Source organism: Kitasatospora sp. NPDC093679 (assembly GCF_040683455.1).
GTDB classification, from domain to species: Bacteria; Actinomycetota; Actinomycetes; order Streptomycetales; family Streptomycetaceae; genus Kitasatospora; species Kitasatospora arboriphila.
This window is the reverse complement of the sequence record NZ_JBFBDW010000082.1, coordinates 1-21,879: the sequence shown is the minus strand read 5'-3', so window position 1 is coordinate 21,879 and position 21,879 is coordinate 1. Positions and strand designations below refer to the sequence as shown.

Annotated in this window: 25 protein-coding genes, 1 tRNA gene and 1 pseudogene; 6 read left to right on the top strand and 21 right to left on the bottom strand. The window is 73.9% G+C overall.

What is annotated here, in order from left to right; translation table 11 throughout:
* Positions 1-408: pseudogene (locus AB0O09_RS36930) on the bottom strand (hypothetical protein); the annotation flags it as partial.
* Positions 409-550: 142 nt separating this feature from the next.
* Positions 551-1,432, bottom strand: coding sequence for a hypothetical protein (locus tag AB0O09_RS36925; RefSeq protein ID WP_363549735.1), 882 nt, complete (start codon positions 1,430-1,432; stop codon positions 551-553).
* Between the two features lie 579 nt (positions 1,433-2,011).
* Between AB0O09_RS36925 and AB0O09_RS36920 the strand changes: the two genes are divergently transcribed.
* The gene (locus AB0O09_RS36920) at positions 2,012-2,749 is read left to right on the top strand and encodes a transglycosylase family protein (protein ID WP_363549731.1); all 738 of its coding nucleotides are present in this window, start codon (positions 2,012-2,014) and stop codon (positions 2,747-2,749) included.
* A gap of 229 nt (positions 2,750-2,978) precedes the next feature.
* Here the strand turns inward: AB0O09_RS36920 and AB0O09_RS36915 are convergent, their stop codons facing one another.
* Positions 2,979-3,782 (bottom strand): MBL fold metallo-hydrolase, encoded by an 804-nt coding sequence (locus tag AB0O09_RS36915; protein WP_363549729.1) that lies wholly within the window; start codon positions 3,780-3,782, stop codon positions 2,979-2,981.
* Between the two features lie 277 nt (positions 3,783-4,059).
* Here AB0O09_RS36915 and AB0O09_RS36910 point away from each other — a divergent pair, with 277 nt between their 5' ends.
* From AB0O09_RS36910 to AB0O09_RS36900, 3 genes are all read left to right on the top strand, one after another.
* Positions 4,060-4,737, top strand: coding sequence for an alpha-ketoglutarate-dependent dioxygenase AlkB (locus AB0O09_RS36910; protein ID WP_363549727.1), 678 nt, complete (start codon positions 4,060-4,062; stop codon positions 4,735-4,737).
* A gap of 253 nt (positions 4,738-4,990) precedes the next feature.
* Complete coding sequence (locus AB0O09_RS36905; protein WP_363549726.1) at positions 4,991-5,854, top strand: acyl-CoA thioesterase II; 864 nt, start codon at positions 4,991-4,993, stop codon at positions 5,852-5,854.
* A gap of 89 nt (positions 5,855-5,943) precedes the next feature.
* The gene (locus AB0O09_RS36900) at positions 5,944-6,744 is read left to right on the top strand and encodes a DUF1684 domain-containing protein (protein WP_363549724.1); all 801 of its coding nucleotides are present in this window, start codon (positions 5,944-5,946) and stop codon (positions 6,742-6,744) included.
* A gap of 95 nt (positions 6,745-6,839) precedes the next feature.
* Here the strand turns inward: AB0O09_RS36900 and AB0O09_RS36895 are convergent, their stop codons facing one another.
* Entirely contained in the window at positions 6,840-7,913 is a 1,074-nt protein-coding gene (locus tag AB0O09_RS36895) for a DUF2804 domain-containing protein (protein ID WP_363549722.1), read from the bottom strand.
* A gap of 218 nt (positions 7,914-8,131) precedes the next feature.
* Between AB0O09_RS36895 and AB0O09_RS36890 the strand changes: the two genes are divergently transcribed.
* Together AB0O09_RS36890 and AB0O09_RS36885 are read left to right on the top strand one after the other, a co-directional pair.
* Positions 8,132-9,415: an MFS transporter gene (locus AB0O09_RS36890; RefSeq protein ID WP_363549719.1), complete on the top strand. Its 1,284-nt coding sequence runs from the start codon at positions 8,132-8,134 to the stop codon at positions 9,413-9,415.
* Between the two features lie 154 nt (positions 9,416-9,569).
* Positions 9,570-9,643: transfer RNA gene (locus AB0O09_RS36885), tRNA-Pro, on the top strand.
* 72 nt (positions 9,644-9,715) lie between these two features.
* Here the strand turns inward: AB0O09_RS36885 and AB0O09_RS36880 are convergent.
* The 17 genes from AB0O09_RS36880 to AB0O09_RS36800 form a co-directional block, all read right to left on the bottom strand.
* Positions 9,716-10,954, bottom strand: a complete 1,239-nt coding sequence (locus AB0O09_RS36880; RefSeq protein WP_363549716.1) for a site-specific integrase — start codon at positions 10,952-10,954, stop codon at positions 9,716-9,718.
* Positions 10,954-11,247, bottom strand: coding sequence for a helix-turn-helix domain-containing protein (locus AB0O09_RS36875; protein WP_363549714.1), 294 nt, complete (start codon positions 11,245-11,247; stop codon positions 10,954-10,956). Before AB0O09_RS36875 ends, AB0O09_RS36880 begins: the two co-directional genes overlap by 1 nt.
* A gap of 242 nt (positions 11,248-11,489) precedes the next feature.
* On the bottom strand, positions 11,490-12,779 hold the full coding sequence (locus tag AB0O09_RS36870; RefSeq protein ID WP_363549712.1) for a DUF3631 domain-containing protein: 1,290 nt from the start codon (positions 12,777-12,779) through the stop codon (positions 11,490-11,492).
* Positions 12,776-13,720 carry a bifunctional DNA primase/polymerase gene (locus tag AB0O09_RS36865; RefSeq protein ID WP_363549710.1) on the bottom strand — a complete coding sequence of 315 codons (945 nt, stop codon included), beginning with the start codon at positions 13,718-13,720 and terminating at the stop codon, positions 12,776-12,778. Before AB0O09_RS36865 ends, AB0O09_RS36870 begins: the two co-directional genes overlap by 4 nt.
* Before the next feature lie 68 nt (positions 13,721-13,788).
* Positions 13,789-14,157, bottom strand: a complete 369-nt coding sequence (locus AB0O09_RS36860; protein ID WP_363549708.1) for a hypothetical protein — start codon at positions 14,155-14,157, stop codon at positions 13,789-13,791.
* Positions 14,154-14,750: a hypothetical protein gene (locus AB0O09_RS36855; protein ID WP_363549706.1), complete on the bottom strand. Its 597-nt coding sequence runs from the start codon at positions 14,748-14,750 to the stop codon at positions 14,154-14,156. Before AB0O09_RS36855 ends, AB0O09_RS36860 begins: the two co-directional genes overlap by 4 nt.
* 104 nt (positions 14,751-14,854) lie before the next feature.
* Positions 14,855-15,334: a single-stranded DNA-binding protein gene (gene ssb, locus AB0O09_RS36850; RefSeq protein WP_363549703.1), complete on the bottom strand. Its 480-nt coding sequence runs from the start codon at positions 15,332-15,334 to the stop codon at positions 14,855-14,857.
* Positions 15,335-15,455: 121 nt separating this feature from the next.
* Positions 15,456-16,064 carry an XF1762 family protein gene (locus AB0O09_RS36845; RefSeq protein ID WP_363549700.1) on the bottom strand — a complete coding sequence of 203 codons (609 nt, stop codon included), beginning with the start codon at positions 16,062-16,064 and terminating at the stop codon, positions 15,456-15,458.
* A gap of 11 nt (positions 16,065-16,075) precedes the next feature.
* On the bottom strand, positions 16,076-16,510 hold the full coding sequence (locus tag AB0O09_RS36840) for a hypothetical protein (protein ID WP_363549698.1): 435 nt from the start codon (positions 16,508-16,510) through the stop codon (positions 16,076-16,078).
* A gap of 31 nt (positions 16,511-16,541) precedes the next feature.
* Positions 16,542-16,733: a hypothetical protein gene (locus AB0O09_RS36835; protein ID WP_363549695.1), complete on the bottom strand. Its 192-nt coding sequence runs from the start codon at positions 16,731-16,733 to the stop codon at positions 16,542-16,544.
* Between the two features lie 197 nt (positions 16,734-16,930).
* Positions 16,931-18,928, bottom strand: a complete 1,998-nt coding sequence (gene traB, locus AB0O09_RS36830) for a plasmid transfer protein TraB (RefSeq protein WP_363549733.1) — start codon at positions 18,926-18,928, stop codon at positions 16,931-16,933.
* 124 nt (positions 18,929-19,052) lie between these two features.
* Positions 19,053-19,628 carry a plasmid transfer protein TraA gene (traA, locus tag AB0O09_RS36825; protein ID WP_363549692.1) on the bottom strand — a complete coding sequence of 192 codons (576 nt, stop codon included), beginning with the start codon at positions 19,626-19,628 and terminating at the stop codon, positions 19,053-19,055.
* Between the two features lie 23 nt (positions 19,629-19,651).
* On the bottom strand, positions 19,652-20,191 hold the full coding sequence (locus AB0O09_RS36820; protein WP_363549689.1) for a hypothetical protein: 540 nt from the start codon (positions 20,189-20,191) through the stop codon (positions 19,652-19,654).
* 23 nt (positions 20,192-20,214) lie between these two features.
* A complete protein-coding gene (locus AB0O09_RS36815) occupies positions 20,215-20,415 on the bottom strand; it encodes a hypothetical protein (protein WP_363549688.1) in 201 nt (66 codons plus the stop codon).
* 41 nt (positions 20,416-20,456) lie between these two features.
* Positions 20,457-21,422, bottom strand: coding sequence for a hypothetical protein (locus tag AB0O09_RS36810; protein ID WP_363549685.1), 966 nt, complete (start codon positions 21,420-21,422; stop codon positions 20,457-20,459).
* An 80-nt stretch (positions 21,423-21,502) separates the two neighbouring features.
* On the bottom strand, positions 21,503-21,658 hold the full coding sequence (locus AB0O09_RS36805) for a hypothetical protein (protein ID WP_363549682.1): 156 nt from the start codon (positions 21,656-21,658) through the stop codon (positions 21,503-21,505).
* A partial coding sequence (locus AB0O09_RS36800; protein ID WP_363549679.1) for a WhiB family transcriptional regulator occupies positions 21,658-21,879 on the bottom strand: 222 nt, incomplete at its 5' end. The genes AB0O09_RS36805 and AB0O09_RS36800, both read right to left, overlap by 1 nt.

The following is a 21,879-nucleotide window of genomic DNA, read 5'->3' as shown; positions in this document are numbered from 1 at the left end:
CTGGGTCGCCAGCCGGCCCTGCTGGTGATCGGTGCCGTGCCCCCGCCCGGCGGCCGCCGACCGGCTCTCCGAGACGAACTGCGGGGTGCCGTGCGCGTGCCCCGCGTAGGTCTCGAACACCTGGTGCTGCGGGTAGGACGCGGCCGAGGGCGCGCCGAACCCGGAGAACCCGGAGAACCCGGAGAACCCGGAGAACCTGTCCGGCCCGCCGAAGCCGGTGAAGCGGAGCTGTTCCTCGTCCGTCCGGTCGCCCGGCAGGGCCCGGAAGAGTCTCCGGTACTCGGAGTACAGCGCGTCGTAGATCGGGGTCGGTGAGACGGGCAGATCCGCGTCGTACGAGGGGCGCATGCCCGGGATGGTGCGGCCGGCGGACGGGCGGGTGGTCGGGGCGACGTCGTAGCTGTACACGTGAGGGCCAACGAGTGAGACCGCCCGGGGATGCGGGGTTCCGCGGCCCGGCCTATGCCAGTCGGCCGGGTGCCGCGGGGAGGCCCGCCGGGCGCTCGGCCGGGCGGTCCTCCGGGTCCGGACGACCTGCCGCCGGGCACGGTCAGGTGCCGGCCAGCGGCAGCATGCCGGCGGCCAGGACGCCATGCCCGGCGGCCCGGTCGAGGGCCATCCGCAGCAGGTCCTCGCGGGGCTGGCGGCCGATCGTCCCGGCGGGCACCGCATACATGATCACCTCGGAGCGGCGGGCGACCGCGGCGCGCCAGGCCTCGGTGACCTGCAGCGGCTGGTGGGCCTGCCACCACGCGGCGCTGCCGCCGGTGGCCGAGGGCTGCAGGATCGCGTGCAGCTGGCCCATCGCCATCAGCACCGACCAGCCGGTCAGCGGTCGGACCGGCGCCCGGTCGACCGACTGGACCACCTGGAAGCCGTGGTCGGTGAGCAGGGAGAGGAACTCGTCCTCCGCCGAGCCGCTGCCGGGGCGGGCGATCGGCCCGGTGGGCTCCACCACGAGGGCCGCGTACGGGGTGTCCCCGCAGAGCACCAGGCCGCAGGTGACGCCGAGCACCGCCGGCTGGGTGCCCGGATCGGCCGGGGCCTGCGGCTGCGGCGCCCGCACGGGCGGGGCGGACCAGCCGCCGTCGGGCATCCCGAGGGCGGCATGGGCGCCGGGGGCGGCGTGCGCCGGTGCGGACGCGGGCGCGCCGACCCCGCCCTGCGCCTGGGAGATCGAACGGACGGCACCGAGCAGCTGGTCCTCGTCCACCGGCACCACCTGCGAGGGCACGCACCGGGCGTGGGCGAAGGCCAGGACGGCGGTCTCGTCGCCGACGAACAGGACGGTGCTGGTGGGCTCGCGCAGTGAGTCGCCGGGGGCGCGGCACGAGGTGCAGTCGTAGGCGTCCGGGGCGTGGGCGCCGGCGAGCAGGCGGTCGGCCTCGTCGTCGCCGATCTCGGTTCGTACTTCGTCGCTGACTTCGAGCATGCGCGGCAAGGGGGACTCCTCCGGTCTCAGGGGGTGGCACGGGCGCGCCTGGCCGCCATCCCCAACGGGCGGTTGTGGCCGGGGTCACGGGTGCGTCCGGCTCCGACGGGATTTGCCGCGGATCTGACTGCGACGGGTGGGCGTGCGGTCGCAATCTGTCGACGCTGTGCCCGAGCTCACAGGCCGGAAACGGTGAGCAGCCTCACGATCGGATGGGGATCGATCATGGAAAACACGGGCAAAACGGGCATATCACCGTTCTTTGCTAGATCGATACTCGCGGTAACACCACGCTGAGCTGGGACGACCCGAAACTGTTTGGTGCCCGGCCGGACGGCTCGTAGGTTTTTGCCCAGTGCACCGAGCACTTCCCGGGTTCACCCGAGCACCGCCCACCGGCCCCGGCCGGGGGAGCGAGTGCCGCCGGAGCGGCTGACCACCGCCCGGACGAAGCGGGTGGCCGGGGCGGCGCGGCACGTACGAACACGTGCAACGGCCGTCTTGCGGACGCGGCGAGCGAACCGAGAGCCACACGGCTCCGGTTCCGCATGCCCGCCCGGGGCTTTCGAGAGGAATCCCATGCTCTTCCGTAACGAGACTGCCGCTGCCACCACCACCGCCACCAAGCGCAACCGCGTCCGGCTGGCGATCGCGGGCGGCGCCGCTGTGGCCGTCCTGCCGGTGGCGGGCCTCGTCACGGCCACCTCCGCCTCCGCCGCCTCCGTCTCCACCTGGGACGCCGTCGCCCAGTGCGAGAGCACCGGCAACTGGCACATCAACACCGGCAACGGCTTCTACGGCGGCCTGCAGTTCACCAACAGCACCTGGGCCGCCTTCGGTGGCACCTCGTTCGCCCCGCGCGCCGACCTGGCCACCAAGGACCAGCAGATCGCCGTCGCCGAGAAGGTCCTCGCCGCGCAGGGCCCGGGCGCCTGGCCCGTCTGCTCCGTCAAGGCCGGCCTGACCAAGGGCGGCGCCGCCCCGCAGGTCGACACCGCCGCCGCTGCCGCGCCGAAGGCCGCCGCCGCCCCGGCCCCCAAGGCCGCCGCCCCGGCCGCCCCCAAGGCCGACGAGCAGAAGGCCAGCCGCAGCGAGGCCCGCGCCCAGCTGAACACCACCGCCAAGCAGGACGCCCCGAAGCCGTCCGCCCCGGCGAAGAAGAACACCGGCGGCAACTACACCGTCAAGGCCGGCGACACCCTGAGCAAGATCGCCAACGCCAAGGGCGTCGACTGGAAGTCCCTGTACAAGAACAACGCCGGTGTCATCGGCGGCAACCCGAACATGATCTTCCCGGGTCAGGTCCTGTCCGTCTGACACCCCGTGCGGCGCTGACCACCGCGTCACCGCCCAGGGCTCGTCCGACGATTCCCGCCGCCGATGCGACGCGAATCGTCGGACGAGCCCTCGTCCGGGGCCGCCCATGCTGCGCCCCGGCCACCTGCCGCCGCCCGTCGGCGGCCGCCCGTCCGGGGGGTACGGGCGGCCGCCGACGGGCGGTTCGGTGTTTCGCCGCAGCGGTCGCCCTTCGCCACCCGGTTTCCGCTCAGTCCATGACGAGCTCGCCCTTCGCCACCCGGGTGCCCAGCCGGACGGCGAGCTTCAGCCCGGCGTCCGGGTACAGGCGCAGCAGCGCGTCCTCGGCGTCGGCCGCCTCCTCGGCCTTGCCCACCTCCCGCTCGAAGGCCTTGAGGTAGTCGCGGGTGAAGGCGATCGCGCTCGCGTCCGGGGTGGCCGCCGGCATCCGGTGCCCGGCCACCACCATCATCGGGTCGAGCGCCTCCATCGCGTCCAGCATGTCGATCCAGGCCTCCCGACGGCCGGGGTCCGGGGTGTCCGCCGTCCAGGCGTGCAGCCCCTGGTAGAGCGCGACGCCGCCGAGCAGCACCCGGCTGCGGTGCTCCCACAGGAAGTGCCGGTCCGGCAGCTTCGGTTCGAAACCGCGCACCTCGAAGCGGTGCCCCTCGAACTCGATCACGTCGCCGTCCAGCGGCCGCAGCCGCGGCGGCCGGGTCGGCAGCTCGCTCCCCAGGTGCGCCCAGGTCGACAGCTTCGCCGGGTACGTCTGCGCGATGTGCTCGATCACCAGCGGATGCGCCAGGAACGTCGCCTCCGGGAAGGCGTTCTGCACCTCTTCGGCGCCGAAGTAGAAGTCCGGATCCCCGTGGCTGACGAAGACCGTGGTCAGGGGCCGCTCCATCGCCCCGACCAGCTGCGCCAGCTTCCGCCCGTCCGAACGGGTGAACCCGGTGTCCACCAGCATCGTCCCGCGCGCGCCGGCGATCAGCACCGCCGTCTTGTGCATGGACGACTCGGGAAGGTCGACGACGGCGAAGTCCAGCCTGCTCATGCCGGCTCCTCGGGTGCACGGAGCGGCGCAGACGGTGCGCCGCGGCGGGGCGGGGCGGGGTCGGCTCCCCGACCAGCGTGGGCCGCCGGCCGGTGCACCGCATGTCGATCCTGCGGCGGACGTGGAGCCCGCAGGGACACCCGTCCCGTCGCCAGGCCGTCCCCGTCCGGCCGTCCCTCGTCCGGCCGCCCCGCCGTCCGGCCCCGGGCCGGAGGTCGCGGACGCCGGTCCCGCCGTCCGTGCCCGGGCCGGTCCGGGCAGCTGCGAGGATGGCCGTATGACCGGCGAACCCCTCCCGTTCCCGCGAGAGCCCGCCGAACCGGCCCCCGGCGCCGTCCACCTCCCGGACTGGCTGGACGCCGCCGAGCAGTGCGCGCTCGTCGAGGCCTGCCGCGACTGGGCCAGGCCGCCCGCCGGGATGCGCACCGTCCGGATGCCCACCGGAGGCCGGATGTCGGTGAGCACCGTCTGCCTCGGCTGGCACTGGTACCCGTACGGCTACGCGCGGACGGTCGTCGACGGCGACGGCGCCCCGGTCAAGCCCTTCCCGCCCGAACTCGGCGCCCTCGCCCGCCGCGCCCTCGCGGCGGCCTACGGTCCGGACGGCCTCGCCGCCGTGTCCGGCGCCACCGGGTACGAGCCCGACATCGCCGTCGTCAACCACTACCCGCACGGCGCGCGGATGGGCCTGCACAAGGACAAGGAGGAACGCGTCGACGCCCCCGTGGTGTCGCTCTCGATCGGCGACAGCTGCGTCTTCCGGCTCGGCAACACCGAGACCCGCACCCGGCCCTGGACCGACCTGGAACTGCGCAGCGGCGACCTGTTCGTCTTCGGCGGCCCGGCCCGGTTCGCGTACCACGGCGTGGTGAAGACGCTGCCCGGCACCGCCGACCCCGCACTCGGCCTGGTCGGGCGGCTGAACATCACCGTCCGGCAGTCCGGGCTCGTCTGAGGCCGTCGTCCCGCGGCTCCGGGGCCGCCGTCGCCCGGCCGTCCCGGGCCGTTCCGGGCCCTCCACGCCGGCCCGGCAGTCGGTTCCGGTGGCCGTTCCGGTCGCCGTTCCGGGCCGGACCGACCGCGGATTCCGATCCGGACGGCGGGAATTCCCCGATCCGGAGGAGACTTCTCGGTAGACGTAGAGCGCCGGGCGGCGCCGCACCGGAGATCCCGGGCAGGCGTCCGGCGGCCTGGAGAGGACACAGGACATGGGCACGCCCGTCGACCAGCTCGTCGACCTGCTCGATCTGGAACAGATCGAACTCAACATCTTCCGGGGACGCAGCCCGGAGGAGGCCCTCCAGCGGACCTTCGGCGGACAGGTCGCCGGCCAGGCCCTGGTCGCCGCCGGCCGGACGGTCGACGGGGACCGCCCGGTGCACTCGCTGCACGCGTACTTCCTGCGTCCCGGCGTCCCCGGCGTGCCGATCGTCTACCAGGTCGACCGGATCCGCGACGGACGGTCCTTCACCACCCGCCGTGTGCTGGGCATCCAGCAGGGCCGGTCGATCTTCGCGCTGACCGCCGACTTCCACCGTCCCGAGCAGGGCGGCATCGAGCACCAGGACGCCATGCCGCAGGTCCCCGGCCCGGAGGAACTGCCCAGCGCCCTCGACGAGGTCGGCTCCCGGCTCGGCGAGATGCCGCCGTTCATCAGCCGCCGCCAGCCCTTCGACGTCCGCTACGTCGACCGGCTGCGCTGGAGCAAGGAGGAGCTGGCCGGGGTCCAGCCGCGCAGCGGCGTCTGGCTGCGGACCAACGGCGAACTGCCCGACGACCCGCTGATCCACGTCTGCGCGCTCACCTACGCCAGCGACATGACGCTGCTCGACGCCGTCCGCGTCCCCGTCGAACCCCTGTGGGGCGAGCGGAACTTCGACATGGCCTCGCTCGACCACGCGATGTGGTTCCACCGGCCGTTCCGTGCCGACGACTGGCTGCTCTACCAGCAGGAGTCGCCGATCGCGCACGGCGCCCGCGGGCTCGCCCGCGGCGAGATCTTCGACCGCAGCGGGCGGCTCGTCGTGTCCGTCGTCCAGGAGGGACTGTTCCGGCCGCTCACCGCACGCTGACCGGCGGGCGCGATCCGCCCGCGAGCCCTTGCGGATCCGATCCGCCACCGTTCCGCCGCCGCTCAGGCACCGCTCAGGAAGGACCGCCGATGACCGCCGCAGAGACCGCCGCGGAATCCTGGCAGCGCTGGACCGAGGCCCGCGCCGCCGCCGTCAGCGCCCAGCACGGGCCGCTCGCACTGACGGGGACGCACTGGCTCGGCCCGCACCCGGAGCAGATCCCCGGCCTGCCGGGCGAGTGGTGGGCCGCCGACGGGGTCGTCCGGCTCGACGCCAAGGCCGAGTACGGCATCCGGCTCGAATCGGCGGCCGCGGCCGGGGCCCTCGACGGGGAGGTGTCGCTGCGGCCCGACACCGACCCGGCCCCGGAACGCGCCACCCTCGGCGAACTGCGCCTCGTCCCCATCGAGCGCGAGGGCGAGCTCGCCCTGCGGGTCTTCGACCCGGACTCCCCGGCCCGCGCCGCCTTCGCCGGCATCGACACCTTCCCGTACGCGCCGGACTGGGCCGTCCCCGCCGTCTTCACCCCGTTCGAGAGCGGCGACCGGGCGCTCACCGTCCCCAACGCGGACGGCAAGGAGCGGCCGCTCGCGGTCACCGGGCAGATCGCCTTCACCCTGTGCGGCGAGGAGTACGCGCTGACCGTCAGCCGCTCCGGCGGCCGGCTCAGCGGCGTCATCGCGGACGCCACCAGCGGGCACGAGACCTACCGCTTCCGGTTCATCACCCTGCCCGCGCCGGACGCCGACGGCCGCACCGTGCTCGACCTCAACCGGGCCCACCTGCCGCCCTGCGCCTTCGCCGACCACTTCATCTGCCCCTTCCCGCCGCCCGGCAACCGGCTGCCGGTCGCCGTCGAGGCGGGGGAGCGGCACGTGGTCACCGGCTGACCGTCCGCCCTGCCCCGGCTCGGCGGGCCGGGGCGCCGGGCCGGGGGCAGGGCCGGGTCGCCGAACCGGGTCGCCGGGTCGTGCCGTCCGGGGGTTCACCAGCGCATCCGGACGTCCTCGGCCCAGCCGAACAGGTCGTGGACGGCGATCCGGCTGCCGTCCGCCGCCCGGACGCTGCCGCGGTAGTGGCCGAAGCACTGGTCGGTGCGGTTGGCGAGCAGACCCGCCTCGGTGCGGGTGCGGCGGTCGTGGAACGGGGTGAAGACCAGGTCCACCCCGTCCGAGCCCGGGGTGCGGACCGTCCACGGCGCGAGCGGGTCCGCGAGGTCGTACGACCAGGCGAGCTCCTCGCCGATCCGGGTGAGACGGCCGTCCACGCAGAGGGCGTTCTCGGTGGTTCCGGTGCCGACCGTCCACCGGCCGCCGAACTGCAGGCCGAGCGTGCGGCCGTCGTCGGTGCGGCCCGAGGCGGCGCCCCAGTTCCAGTGCACCCTCCGCGGCCACCGGCCCCGGCCGTGGTCCAGCACCGCCCAGGCGTCGTCCGCCGCCCCGAACGGCAGCGTCTCGTCGCCGATCCGCAGCGTGCCCCGGGCCGGGCGGGCGGTGTGCTTGGAGGTGTACTGGAAGCGCCGCTCGTCCCACGGGACGACCACGCCGAGCGTCTCGTGGCCGTCCGGCAGCGCCGCGAACACGTCGATCTCCACCGGCCGGCCGTCCGGCGCCACGCAGCGGGCCCGCAGCCGCGTACCGCCCGCCTCGCCGAGGACCTCCACCCGGACCCGCCCGCCGGTCGGCCGCTCCGGCCCCACCACGACGTCGGTGCCGCTCCCGTTCGACCCGGCGACCGCCTCCGGAAGGGCGACCCCTCGGCCGAACGGCACCAGCGCGGTGTGTTCCGCCTCCCAGGGGCTCGTGCGGCCGGCCGGGCCGTCCCAGCGCAGCACGTACACGCTGTTCAGCGCCAGGAAGTCCAGATCGCTCACGGTCAGGGCCACCAGGTGCGTCGGCGCGGCCACGCACCAGTACTCCCAGCGCTTGGTCCGGCCCCAGCCGCGCAGGTTCGCCCGGTGCAGCGGCCGGCGCGACCAGCCCACGGCCGCCGGATCGAGCCGCCCGTCCGGCCGGCAGAGGTCGACGGGGGCGGTCAGTTCGCGATCGGAGGACGCCACGGCGGCCACCGTAGCGGCAACCCCGGCGGGACGGGGTGAAACGTCGTGGTCGAACATGGTTGACCATGTCGACCGATCAGCCGCAGGCGCCCGAAGCAGCCCCGCCCACCCCCGCCCACACCACCGCCCCCACGGCGGGCGCCGCGGACCCCGCGGGGGGCGCTGCGGACTGCACGGCGGGTGCTGCGGACTGTATGGCGGGTGCTGCGTCCCCCACGGTGGGCGCTGCGGCCCCGGGGCGGCTGCGGCGGATCGTCCGCGGTGCGCTCGCCGACATCGGGCCGCTGCGCGACATCCCCGACTACCGGCGGGTCTGGTTCGGCCAGACCGTCTCCTCGGTGGGCCAGCAGATGACCGCCGTGGCCGTCGCCGTCCAGGTCTGGGACCTCACCCGGTCCAGCTTCGCCACCGGCCTCGTCGGACTCTTCTCGCTCGTCCCACTGGTCGCCTTCGGCCTGTGGGGCGGCGCCGTCGCCGACACCGTCGACCGCCGCCGCCTCGGCCTGATCGGCTCCGCCGGCCTCGCCGCCGTCTCCGTCCTGCTCGCCGTCCAGGCCCTGCTCGGCCTGCACGTCGTCGCCCTGCTGTACGCGGCGGTGGCCGTCCAGGCGGGCTTCTTCGCACTCTCCTCGCCGGCCAGGTCGTCCATGATCCCGCGCCTGGTGCCGCGCGAACAACTGCCCGCCGCCAACGCGCTCAACACCGTGAGCATGAACCTGGGCATGACCGTCGGCCCCATGCTCGGAGGACTGCTCATCGGTGCGTTCGGGGCCCAGTCCGCGTACCTCTTCGACGCGGTCGCCTTCAGCGCGACGCTCTACGCGATGTGGCGGCTGCCGGCGATGAAGCCGCAGAGCGACGGTGCCGACGGCAGCGGACGCAAGGGGCGGGCGTCCGTCCTCGACGGGCTGCGCTTCCTCGCCACCCGGCCGAACCTGCGCACCAGCTTCCTCGCCGACCTCGCCGCCATGATCTTCGGCCTGCCCCGGGCGCTCTTCCCCGCCATCGCGGTCGGCTTCTACGGGGGCGGGGCCGGAACGGTCGGCCTGCTCGTCGCCGCACCGGCCGTCGGAGCGCTGGTCGGAGCGCTGTTCTCGGGGTGGATCGGGCGGGTGCACCGGCACGGCGCGGCCGTCCTCGCCGCCGTTGCCGCCTGGGGGCTCGCCATCGCCGCCTTCGGGGTCGTCCGCGAACTGTGGCTCGGGCTGGCGCTGCTCGCGGCGGCCGGCTGCGCCGACACCATCAGCATGATCTTCCGCAACACGATCATGCAGGTGGCCGCGCCGGACGACATGCGGGGCCGCCTCCAGGGCATCTTCATCGTCGTGGTCGCCGGCGGGCCGCGCCTCGGCGACTTCGAATCCGGCACGGTCGCCACCCTCACCTCCTCCGTCACGATCTCCGTCGTCACCGGCGGGCTGGCCTGTGTCGCGGCCGTCCTGCTGCTGGCGGCGCGGCGCCCCGCCTTCCTCCGCTACGACTCCCGCAAGCCCACCCCCTGACCAGCCACGACACCACCCGGCCCCGCCACCCGAAACCTGGCAGCGAGCACCCCTCCACGTGCTGTATTGTTTTCCACGTCGCCGGGAGACCGGGGGCAAGGTCGAGAAGCCGAAGATCACCGGTCGAGGTCGGTGAGCCGAGGTAGCGAGACCACGGGACGTGGCGCAGCTTGGTAGCGCACTTGACTGGGGGTCAAGGGGTCGCAGGTTCAAATCCTGTCGTCCCGACAGTGATGTCGGAGCCCCGCTGACTGGACGGAAGTCCAGGCCAGCGGGGCTTTTGCCGTTTCTGCGGCCGGTTCAGCGAACGAGCCGCAGGTGTCGGCCGGGGGATTCCGGCGGGACCACTTCGGGACCAAGCGCCCTGCGCGGGCCGCTCAGGTGCGCGCTCAGCGCCTCGCCAGCCCGCTCGATGGCCCGCCGGTCGGGATGCAGGTAGCGCTGTGTCGTCGTCAGCGACCCGTGGCCGGCGATCTTCCGTAGGACGTGCAGCGGAACTCCTGCGTCGGCCATCCACGTGAGCCCGGTGTGGCGGAGGTCGTGGCGGCGCAGGTGTTCGTAGCCGAGTTCCACCACCACCTCGTCCCAGTGGGTGGCGTCCCGCAGGACCGCTGTGGTGATCCGGCCGTCCCGGGGCCCGCTGAAGAGCCGGGCCATCGGGTCGGGGCCGATCACGTCGAGCCGGCGGGCGACCAGGTCCCGGATCTCCGGGATCAGCGGCACCGTCCGCCGGCGCTTGCCCTTGGTGCCCTTGTCCACCAGCCCGCCGGGCGCGGTGGTGGTCTGCCGGCACAGGTCCCACGTCCATCGCACGCGGTCGATGTCCTTGCGCCGGACACCGGAGACCTCGCCGATCCGGGCCGCGGTGCAGGCCGCGAAGCGCACCACGTCGCCCCAGCCGCCGTACTGGCCGTGCGAGCGCAGCACCAGGGCGGTCGCCAGGTCGTCGAGCGTTTGCCAGTTCGGCAGGGCGAGCGCGCGCGGGTCGTCCAGCTCGTCCTCGGCCTGCTGGTACTCGCGTTGCCAGCCGCTGACCTTGGCCGGGTTGGTGTCGATGACGCCGTCGCGGACCGCCTGTTCCATGACCCGCACCAGCATGGCGAGGGTGTTCTTCACGGTCGAGCGGCCGTGCTCGTCGGCGATCCATCCGTAGACGGCGCGGTCGATGACCCCGTTCGTGACGGTCCGCAGGGGGAGATGGCCGAGGGTGGGGACGATCCGCAGCCGCCACCCGGCGCGGTAGGGGTCCAGCGTCTTGGACTCCAGGCCGCGCAGGGCGAGTTCCATCACCGAGTCCCCGTACTCGGCCAGCGGCATGGTCGCCGTGGCCGGAGTGACGCCGCGGCTGGCCAATCGCAGCATCCCCGCGATCCACTCCGTGGCGGCGTCCTCGGTCGTGAACATCTCGGAGCGGGACGGCCGGCGTCCGGTGGTCGGGTCGGACCACCGGACGCGGGCGCGGTACGGGCTCGGGTATTGCGGCCGGTACTCGATGTCCGTCGAGAGCTTCACACCGAGCGGGGGGTTCTGCTGGGGCATCAGGCCGCCTCTTCGGGAACGATGCGACGCGACGCCAGCCAGGCCTCGACGTCGGGGATGCTGTACATGGACACCCGCGAGGTGAGGCGGACGAACGGCGGGCCCTGGATGGGGTTGGAGGTGCGCCAGCGCCTCAGTGTCGACGGGTCGACGTCGATCAGCTCTGCGACTTCCTCGGTGGAGTACCAGCCGTTGTGCAGCAGCCCGCCGCGCGCGGGACGGCCAGCACCGTGCTGGTTCATCGACTCGATCAGCTGGGCTACCTGATCGATCGTCAACATGATCTCGGGCAAGGGGGCGAGTCCTTTCTCAGGAATGGGTCCCGTCAAAGTGCTCTCTGGCGGGACCCTGAGGTGAGATAGGCAGACAGGGGGCCTACGCGCACGATCCGTGCTCGGTCCCCTCTCCTCCCAGGAATCCGCTACTGCCGCTACTGCCGCTACCGCGCAGGTCAGGGGCATGATCGAAGTAGCGGATTTGGTAGCGGTAGCGGATTGGTGCCGCTCCCGCCGGGTGGTAGGAGCGGCAGTCGGTGTCACGGCCGAGCGAGCGCAGCGGGAGTCGGCTCGGTGTCAGGTAGCGGATTCGTATCCGCTACCTCCGGGGAATCCGCTACCGGAAACAGGGGCCTGACCTGCGCGGTAGCGGCAGTAGCGGCAGTAGCGGATTCCTGGGAAGGGGGCCGGCAGTACCGGAGCCAGGCGTCGGCGAGGTCGCTGGCGTAGTAGCCCTTGGCGCTGCTCTTGGGGCCGGTCTTGATGTTGCGGGGCTTGATGGGGTCGTTGTCGGCGGTGACGTAGTCGCCGAGCATGCGGGCGAGAGCGCGGGCGGTGATGGGCTTGCCGTCGAGGTCGGCCCAGGGCGCGTCGTCCAGCTCGGCGAGCCGGTTGAGCAGGTCAGTGCTGAGCAGGCGTTCGGCGCCGTTGAAGATGTCCCGGAGGTCGGTGAGCAGGCGGATGCCGATGCTGCCCTTGTCGTTGGCCTTGGCGGCGGTGACGAGCTGGACGCAGGCGGCGCGGGCCCGGGCGGGCCAGTGGCCGCCGGCGGCGTCGGCGACGGCGAGCAGGGGCTCCCAGACGTCGGCCGGCCGGTCGCTGATGCCGTCGGGCAGCTCGGGCCAGGCGTCGTGGAGCTGGTCGCGGACGCTGGTGGCCCAAGCGGCGAGCCGGTCGCGGAGGGCGTGGCCCTCGGCGGCGTGGATGCGCTCGCGGAAGGGCTCGACCTTCTCGTTGGGGGCCCGGCGGCGCATCCGGATGATGACGGAGCGGCTCATGATGGTGTCGGGGAGGTCGCCGAGTCCGCCCATGGCGAGGGCGGCGTAGACGGGGAAGGGCTGGACGGTCTGGGTGTTGCCGTCGCCGACGCAGCGCAGGACGACGCCGGAGCGGCGGTGGCCGGAGTTGATGAGTCCGCGCAGGTCCTCGTTCCCAGCGGCCTTGGGCCCGAAGGTGGTGTCGACCTCGTCGAACAGCACCGTCGGGCGGGCCTCGGGGTCGGACACGGACCGGAACAGCGCGGCCGGGCTGACGTCGGTGGTGAGCATCGACCGCGGGACGATGGTGTCGATGATCTCCAGCGCCCGGGTCTTGCCGCTGCCGGGCTCCGGGGACAGGAACGCGATCCGCGGCGTGGACTCGAAACAGTCGAGCAGGTGCGCGTGCGCGTCCCACAGCACCACCGCCACGTACGCGGCCTCCGAGGGGAAGACGTTGAAGCGCCGGTGGTGGGCCTCAACGGCGTCCAGCAGGGCAGCGCCGTCCTCGACCCCCGGGCCGTCGGGGCCGGTGCTCTGGCTCTTAAGGGCGGGGCGCTGGGGGGCGGTCATGCGGCGTCTCCCGTGGGGTTGTTGGCGATGGACCAGGTGAGGGCGCTGCGGATGGTCGCGTCGACGTCACGCGAGGGCAGGCCGGCCGTCTCGCCCGCCGCCTTAAGAGCGTCTTCGACCTCGGCGCGGTCGAGCTGTCCGGTGGCGATGAAGCGACCCAGGGCGCGGGCGGCGCGGGTGAGGGCCCAGTTGCGGGTGCCCTCCGGGGCGGCGGCGACGTTGGCGGCCTCGTTGCGCAGCGCCGCCGCCGCGTACCCGCCGGAGCGCCCGGTTTGCAGGCGGGGAACGGCTCGCGGGGGCCGCGCTGCTGGTGTGGGTGGGGCGAGTAGGGCGGCCAGCCAGGCCGGGAGCGGGGCCGGTGCGGCGTCGTGCTCGACGGTGTACGGCTGGCCGCCGACCACCGAGCCGGGGGCGACGACGTAGCCGCCGCAGGCGCGGGTGTCGATCTTCCAGCCGAGGCCGCGGCCCTTGTCGCCGCTGGTGTTGCGCAGGGCGAGGCCGGGCGGGGCGGCGAAGTACAAGTGGAGCCCGCCGAGCCGGGTGCGGACGGTGAACGTGTCGACCGGGTACGGCTGGCGGTGCTGCTCGCACAGCGCGGCGAGCATGTCGGCGCCGTCCCGGACGCCGAGCGATGCCCACGGTTCGGGTGGGGTGTCGCCGGGGTGCTTGGGCACGTCCAGATCGACCACCACCAACCGGGACGGGCCGGTCGCGACACCGATGTTGTACGGCCCATGGCCCCACGCCCGGCGGATCGCGGCGGGGTCGGTGGTGGCGCGCTGCTCCCAGCGTTGGTGGCCGGTGGTGCAGGGGCCGGTGCGGAGGCAGTGGTCTTCGGCGTGCAGGGCGGGGCGCTTGCTGCCGGGGTGGAGCGGGAAGAGGTGGTGGCCGCGGTCGATGGCGGCCAGGGCAGCGGCGAGCAGGGCGTTGGGTGCGGTCATCCGCGGGTGGTCCTTCCAGAGCACGGGGCCGGTGCCGGTGCGAGTCCGGCACCGGGCCCCGCAGCAGGTCAGAGGTCGAAGAGGGCGTCCGGCTCGGCGACGGGCGCGGTGGTGCGCTGGGTCCGGCGGGCGCGGGTGCGGGCGCCGTCGTGGCAGGTCGGGCACCAGGCGGCGAGGGCGCGCTTGGGAAGGGCCGCTGTGCGGTGCGGGGGTAGCAGCAGGTCGGCGGGGTCGGCGGCCGCGACGATCAGGCGGACGGTGCCGCCGCCGTGGTGCTGCTGGTAGCCGCCGTGTTCGCGCTGGCAGCGGCCGCCGTCCTTGGCGTGGGACTTGCCGCAGGCTCCGCGGCACTGGCAGCGGCCGGCCGCGGCGGCGAGCACGCCCAGCCACAGGCTGTCGGTGGTGCCGCCCAGCGGCGGCACCCGGCCCGGGGTCACCGCAGGGCCCCGGCGGTGAGGTCGTTGACCAGGTGGGCGTGCGCGTTCACGTGGTCCACGAGGGCGGCGATGGTCTGCTTGGCCTGCCGGGTCATGTCCGGGCCCGGCTGGGTGCCGGTCGGGGCGACCAACAGGTTGGCGGGGATCGGGACGAGGACGGTGGCGGTGAGGAGCAGGGCGGTGCGGTCGGCGCGGTCGGGCCGGGCGAGGGCGGTGAAGCCGCCGCGTCCGGTGGCCCACGGGTCCGGCTGCCAGTCGGCGATGATTCGGGCGGGCCAGGTGGCCAGGGTGCGGTGCCGCAGCGGGACCTCGATCCGCAGGGCCAGGTCGTCGGTGTCCTCGTCGGGGGCGACCAGGGTGAGGTTGTGGAGGTCGGGGCGGAGGCGGACGTAGCCGGGGGCCATGACCGGGGCGGTGGCGATTCGCCAGGCGGCGAGGGCGAATTCGGCCGGGGTGAGCGGGTCGCCGAAGTTGTTGAGCAGGTGGGCGTTGTTGGCGAGGTAGACGCCGAAGCGGGAGCGGCCGTCGGACGCCCGGGCCTTGTCGGTCTTGTCGTCGGTGAGGGCGAGCGTGCGGGTGGTGAACTCGGGCATGCTGGAGTCCTGGTTCGTCTCGTACGGACTGGATGGGCCCCGCGGCAGCCGGCTCTCTGCCAAGAAATGACGGCTGCTGCGGGGCTTTGCGCTGTTGGGCTCGGTTAGAACGGGGGCTCCGCGGTGGGCGCGGCGCCGGCCGAGGCGGGGGCGGTCCTGGCGGCGGTCCACGGGTCGTCGGCGGCCGGGGCCGGGGCCGGGCCCGGGGCGTTGGTGCGCTGGGCCTTGGTGACCTTGGCGATGGCGAACTTGAGGCTGGGGCCGATGTCGTCGAGGTCTAGGCCGAGCATGGAGCGGTTCTCGCCCTCGGGGGTCTGCCAGTTGTGCTGGACGAGGCGGCCGGTGGCGACCACGCGCATGCCCTTGGTGAGGGTGTCGGCGGCGTGTTCGGCGATCTCGCGCCAGGCGGTGGTGCGTAGGAACAGCGCGGTGCCGTCCTTCCACTGGCCGGTGGTCTTGTCCCAGGTGCGCGGGGTGGAGGCGATGGTGAAGCGGGCCATGGCCACGCCGGCGGGGGTGAAGCGCAGTTCGGGGTCGTCGGTGAGGTTGCCGACGACGGTGATCGGGGTCTCTCCCACGGACACGGGCCCTCCCAGGGGCGCTCGGTGGTGTCGGGAGCGGGTCTGCCCGTCCCCCGCACCGCCCGCACGCCGGCCGCTGGTTGCGGCGGTGGCGCGGGCGGCACGGCCGGTCGGCACAGGCCAGTCAGCGGTTGCGGTAGGCGCGTTGTCGGCACCGCGGTGTGCAGTAGCGGGCAGGGCGGCCGGGCCCGCGGCGAAGGGGCATCGAGTCTCCGCAGATGGGGCACTGAATTTCGTCACGGATTGCGTCACGGGCGCTGGCCGCGGGCGCCGCATCGGCGGTGGTGATTTCCCACAGCACCCGGGCGATTCGGTCGGTGCCGCGGTCGGTCCGGGGACGCGAGGGGGTGTCCCAGCCGCGCCGTGGCGACAACTCGGCGGCCCGAAGCCATCCCGCGGCGCGCAAAGAAGCCCCGGACTCGCCGTCCTGGGTGTAGGTGATCAGCCGGCGGTAGCCAGCTGCCCGAGCCGTCCGCCACGCTGCCCCATACAGCGCCGAGCAGGCGTTCGCTGCCCCGTCCGTGGCCACGCGGGTCACTTCGAGCGTCAGACCGTCATCGAATGCCCGCGCAACCGGGCGGCCCACAATGGCCACCCCAACGAGATCCCCGCCTGACAGCAGAGCCAGGCTGAACTTGTGCCCCTGCGGCCTCCTGTGGTGGCGATGCAGCCGTTCCACCACCGTGCACGCCTCCGCGAATGACAGCGGCTGAACGGAAAGGCCCGTAGTCATGCGTGGCCTGGTCATCGGTTGCGGTTGGACACGTTGACCGAGAGATTCACGGCCCCGCCCCGGCCACCCCCGCCGCTGCCTCCGGTGTTCTTGAGGAGCCAGGCGAGGGCGAGGACGGCGGCGAGCAAGCCGAGCCCGGTGGTGGCGGCGGCCACCGCCTGGAACAGGAAGGCGAGGCCGACCCCGGCGGCGCCGGCGCCGATCCCGCCGGCGAGCAGCCGGGCGGGCCAGGGGTCGCGGCCGCCGTCGACGAGGGCGGGGAGGTAGGCGGCGGCCGGGTGAGCGAGGGCCGCGGCGTACGGGGCCTGTGCTGGCACGAGGGCGGCCGGGGTGGGCTGGTAGGGGACGAGCGGCGCCGCCGTGGGCGGGGTGGCGTAGTAGGGGGTGCCGTCCGGGGTGTAGAGCACCGGGGCGGCGGGCTGCACGGGGTAGGGCTGCTGGTGCACGATGCTCTCCGATTCGGGGGTGGTGTGGTGGTCAGTGGAGGGTGGCGATCATGTGAGCGGCGGCGGCCAGGCCCTGGTTCACGGGGCCGGCGAGGCCGGTGGAAGCGGCAGTGAAGCCGGAGAGCCAGACGGCGGTCATGGAGCCCGGGGAGACGCGCTGGGTGCGGACGAGGACGAAGGTGATGACGCCGAACAGCAGGGCGGCGGAGACGGTGACGATCACGGTTGGGTGGGTCCTTCCCGGGGCGTGCGGGCCGGTGTCAGGGCGCCGGGCCGCTGGGTGTCAGGGGTTCAAGATCAGGTGTCAGGAGGGGTGTCAGACGGTGTCTGACACCCCTCGTGCGCACGCGTTACCTGGGGAATTGGGCCGTTTGCTGTCTGACGGTGTCTGACACCTGCGGGGGTGTCAGACACCGTGGTTCAGGCGGTCCGGGGTGCGGGGACGATGCGGTAGCGGCCGGCCTCGTGGGTCTCGGCGAGTCGTCCGGTCAGGAGCATTTCCTTGACCTGGGTGGAGATCCACGAGCGGCTGCGGCCGATGCGGTCGCAGTGGTCCATGAAGTCCTTGGGGCCGACGCTGTCGCGGCCCTCGTCCTCGAACTCGGCGAGGAGGTCGGCCATGATCTCCCGGGCTTCCGCCGGGTCGACCTTCGCCGGGCGGCGGTCGTCGGGCGGGGCGATCTCCACCACGGCGCGGACGGGCGGGAGTTCAGCCTCTGGGTCGATCCACTCGCCCTCAACGTCGAGCGCGTCTTCCTCGTCCGCGTCGGTGTAGAGCGCCCCGTACTCGTCCTCGTCCTGCTCCGCGTTCCCGCCCCGAGTGTCGGGGAGGGGGTGGCGGGTGCGCTGGAGGAAGGCGTTGCCGACTGCTCCGGCCGCGGCCTTGGCGGTGACGGGGTCGCACGTGGCGCGCAGGTCGGCGAACTCGGTGACGGCCCAGTCGAGGTAGTCGGCGGGGGTGAGGAATGAGCGGCCGGGGGTGGCCCAGAACGTCTCCGGGACGCCGTTGGCGACTAGGTAGGAGTAGCCGGGCTTCTTGTCCTTCCATGCGTGGGGTGCGGCTCCGGCGTCGAGGACCTCGTCGGCGAGGGCGAATCCGGCGTCCCGCTCGTCGCGGCAGCCGTGCACCCAGGAGGAGCCGAGGGAGGCGCGGGTGTCGGTGGACATCTGCGCACCGGAGGCGCGCTGGAGGGAGATGACCAGGGAGATTCCGGCGGAGCGGGCTTCCTGGGCGATGCCGGTGAACACGTCGTCGTCGGTCTCGCGGATGGTCTTGGCGGCTTCCTCGAACCAGGCGACCAGGTATGGCATGCCCGGCGAGCCGTCGGCCTGCGTCTTCGCGCAGGCGGGTTCCCACTGCTTGTAGCCGTGCTTGGCCAGCCACGAGGTGCGGGCGGGGATCGCCGCCTTGATGGCCTCGATCATGGCCTTGGTGGACTCCATGTCCAGGGCGGCCCAGTCGATCGCCGGCAGCAGCGGGCCGAGGGTCTGTTCCGCCTTGGCCGGGTCGGACGCGAACACGATGACGTCCCGGCGGGTGATGATCTCGGCGAGGGCGGTGATGCCGGACTCGGACTTGCCCGAGCCGGTCATGCCCATCATCAGCAGGTGCATGGCGTTGCGGTGTTCGGCCGGGTCGCCGGGGAACCACAGGACCATCGGGGTGCCGTCCTCGTAGATCCCGACCACGATCGGGTCGGCGATCGACCCGCCGGGGTGGGACGGGCCGGGGTGTTCGGCACCGGACTTGAGCAGGTCCCGCGGCACCACGGTGAGCGTGGCCCGGGAAGAGTCGTCCGCGTCCGGGGTCATGCGCACCGCGTTCTTGGCGACGCGGAACGCGCCGGCGAGCTTCGGCAGGGCCTTGGCCACGTCGTCGGCGGTCAGCTCACCGGCGGGGAGCTGGAGGTCGAAGGTGGCCTTGTTCGGCACCACGCTCGCCCCGGTGACCATCGTCTTGGCGAGACCGACCTTCTCCAGCAGGCCCTTGTCGGCGCTGCCTCCGCCCTCGGGGTTGACCCGAAGGAGCTGGCGGACGTTCCAGGTGGCGGCGAGGGTGGGGGCGCCGATCAGGAACAGCGACGGGAGCGGGCCGGCCGCGGGGCCGGCGAGGGCGGCGGCGGTGAACCAGGTGGTGCCCGCGGCGACGGTGACCGCGGAGTGCAGTCGGCGCTGTTGGCTGGTGGGCTTGCCCGCCCACCAGGTAGCGGCGGTCAGGCCGACGGAGGCGAGGGTGAGGCCGACCCCGGCGGCGGCGGACTGGTGCCAGTACGCGCTCGCCGGAAGGGAGAAGATGCCGACGCCGCCGGCGAGGAGCCACGGGGGCAAGTAGGGCTTGGCGCGGTGGAGCAGGTACTCGCCGACCCCGCCCGTGTGGGCGTTGGGGTCGAGCTGGAGCGGCTGAGCCGCCTGGTTCATGCCGGACACGGCGGACGACCTCCCAAGAGGACCGGTGCAGGTGGATTGAGTAGGCCCGGACCGGGCCGCCCGCCTGTGGTGGCGGGCGGCCCGGTGTTGGTGCCGTCAGGCGTTGGCGCGGTGGTCAGCCGCCGAAGTCGAAGGAGCGGCGCGGCGGGCGGGGGCGGCCGGTGCGGTTCAGCTCGGGGTCGTACTCGCGCTGGAACGCGGCGTAGGTGCGGGCGGCGTTCGCAGCAGCGTCCTTGGCGTCGTCGGCGGCCTTCTTCAGGTGCCGGGCGACCCGGCGGGCGCGGAACTGGGAGCCGAACGGCCGCCCGTCCGCGTCCGGGACCTCCTTCAGCACGGCCTGCAGTACCTCCGCGGCCATGGCCAGCTCGAACGAGAGCTGGAGGAACGCGGCGCGGCCCTGCTCGCAGTAGTTGCGGATGTCCGCGTTGGTGAAGAACTCCGGGTCGGCCAGCGGCGAGTGCGTCCGCCCGCCCGAGGTGCGACCACCGCCGCCGGCGCCGTGGTCGCGCGGGCCGGCTCCGATGCCGCCCGCCCCGGGGCCGCGGCGCGGGACCTCGTGGCCGCCGCCGTCGCCGCCCTTGTAGTGGAAGTGGTACTCCCGCGACGGGCGTTCGCGGCCGGTTCGGCCGCCGTCGGCGCGGCCCTGGCTCTGGTCGTTGTTGCGGCGGGGCGGGGGAAGGAAGTCGGTCATGCGCGTTGTCTCCTCACGGCAGGTCAGGGCTGGGTCGGGGTGGTGGCGGTGGTCTTGCGGCGGCGCCACCAGGCGGCCTGCGCCGTGGTGGTGCCGGCGAGCCAGAGCACGGCCAGCGGCCAGTTCGCCGGGCCGGCGAGGCAGGCCGCGGCCGACCAGGCAAGGGCGAGGGAGCCCGCGGCGACGGGTCGGGTGAGGGTGCGGGCGCGGCGGCGGACGGCGGAGCGCGGGTGCCAGCGGCGGGCTGCCGCCCACCCCGCAGGCACCAGCACCGCCGGGACGGCGAGCGCGATGCCCGCGGCGGGCGCGGCGGCCGACAGGACGGCGGTGGCGAGGAAGAGGCCACCCGCCGCCCAGACGGGTACCCAGTCGATGCGGCGCCGCCACAGCAGGCGGCCGGTGGCGAGAGCGAGTTGCCCGGCCACGGACTGCCGGCGCGGGACGACCAGGACCACGGGCTGGGTGCCGCGACCGAGGTCGATCACGTGCGCGGCCGGGCCGCCGCGACGGCGGCCGCGTTGGGCGGGGACGGTGACCTTGGTGGTGCGGATGCGCGAACCCATTGAGGGGCCCTCCGATCAGCGAGTCAGGCGGCGGCCGGCAGACGGCCGTAGTGGGCGGCGAACGCGGCGAGCTGGGCGCAAGCGGCGTCCGCGACGGCGGTGAACAGGTCCGCCTTGGCCACCGGGTCTGTGCAGGCGCGGTAGGCGGCGGCGAGGCGGTAGCACCGGTGGGTGGCGGCGGTCAGAGCCGCGCGGGTGGCCAGGGTGCCGGTGATGGGAGCCACGAAGGATCTCCTAACGGGTCGGCTGGAGCGTGAATAGCGGGCTAGACGGCCGCAGTGGCCTGGCGGTGCTGGGCGTCGAGCCGCTTGTAGACACGGCCGACATAGGACGGGGCACGGGTGGCGAGCCGGGCTGCGGCCCGCTGGCTCGCTCCCAGGCGCCAACACTCCTCAATCACGGCCGCGGCGTCCTCCTCGGACAGCCGCGCCGCGGAGTGGTCGGGCTCGGCGTCGTCGTCCTCGTCCGTGGCGGGCGGCGCGGTGTCCACAGCCTGTGGATCACCGCCCGCCGGGTCGCCATTGGTGGGCACCTCGGTGCCCACCAGGACCACGCTGGCCGGGTTGGACGGCTCCGGATCGGCCGCGGAGAAGGACGGCCGGGTGGCCTCTTCCTGCTTGGTGGGCATCACGGCTCGACCGGTGGGCACGGGGTGGGCGGTCTCCGCGACCACCGGCCCGAGGGGTACGACCACCGGGTGTGCCGGAAGCGCCGTAGCGGCGTGTACTGGCGCGGGGATCGCTGCCGCCACCGCGGGGGTGGGCGGAGCAGTGGGCAGGGTGTACGGGGTGTTGTTGAGCGGGCCGGCCGTGTTGTCGCCCCGCTCTTCGCCCTTGATCGGGCGGGCTGCTTCAGCGTGCTGGGTGAGGGCTGCGAGGGCTCGCCGGTAGGCCGGTCCGGCCTCCGCGACGAGCAGCAAGAGCAGGGGCGGGATGAGGTGGACGATGACGCCGACCAGGTCTTTTGCCAGGGCGGCGGCGCCGATGTTGAGCCACACGGTGGCCAGGCCGGTCACCCACCGGAAGACAGCCGGCCAGGGGCCGCCGGACACGCCGTAGCGGGCCAGCGTGCTGTCCGACTGGAGGGAGAGGATAAAGCAGCCGTCCGTCGAGACGGCCATCACCGGGCCGGTGCCCCAGCCCGGTGAGTGCGCGTCGATGAACGGCGCGGCGGTGGACATGCTCACCGCGACCACCGACCCGGTCAGCAGCCACGTGAACGTCGTGATCACCCGCCCGGTCCGCCGGACCTGAGCCGCGGTGGGCACCTCCGCACCCGCCCGGTGGGCACCCGGGTGGGCCAGGTGGGCGCTCACCGCTCACCCCGGGTGCCCACCGCCGCGGCGGCGCGGTCCCGGTCGTGCTCCGCGGACAGCCGGGCGGCGTGCCGCTCGATGCGCCGGGCGAGCCGGTCGGCGCGTTCGCGGACCCAGCGCAGGGCCTCGTCCGCGTGGAAGTCGCTGTCCATCACGCCACCGCCCGTCGGCGCTGGGCGCGCTTGGCCAGGGCGGCGGCAAGGCGGTCGCGCTCGGCGGTGGTGAGGCCGCCGAAGATGCCGTGCCGCTCGCGGCGGGCGATCGCCGCGTCCAGGCACGCCGCGCGGACCGGGCAGGTGGCGCAGATGTGCTTGGCGCGGAGCTCGGCGAACGCGGCGCCGTCAGGGTCGGTGTCGTGGTCGGGGAAGAACAG